1 pseudogene is annotated in these 398 nt (G+C 63.3%); it reads right to left on the reverse strand.

Annotated features, from left to right (window positions below):
• A pseudogene (locus tag GVL05_RS19930) lies at positions 1-398 on the reverse strand (pyruvate:ferredoxin (flavodoxin) oxidoreductase); the annotation flags it as partial.

Here is a 398-nt window from a genome sequence, read left to right on the forward strand (position 1 = left end):
GTCATGATGTCGAGGTACAGCGGTTCCGCGTGGGCGCCGGGCTCTTTGGTGCGGTCCAGCACGGCGACGGCGCGCGCGCTTTCCGGCAGCGCTTCCAGCAGGTGAGCGGCGGAGAAGGGACGATAGAGTCGCACTTTCAACACGCCGACCTTTTCGCCGCGGCTGAGCAGCTCATCCACCACCTCTTCGCAGGTGCCGATGGCGGAACCCATCACCACAATCACCCGTTCGGCCTGCGGGTGGCCATAGAATTCGAACGGTTTATAGCGACGGCCAGTGGCGGCAGCGAAATCGTCCATTGCCGTTTCGACATGGTCGTAGACCGCGTCGTACCACGGGTTGGTGGCCTCACGGGACTGGAAATAGGTGTCCGGGTTAGCCGAGGTTCCGCGGATCGT

It is taken from the genome of Curtobacterium sp. 18060, from assembly GCF_902706105.1.
Lineage (GTDB): Bacteria > Actinomycetota > Actinomycetes > Actinomycetales > Microbacteriaceae > Curtobacterium.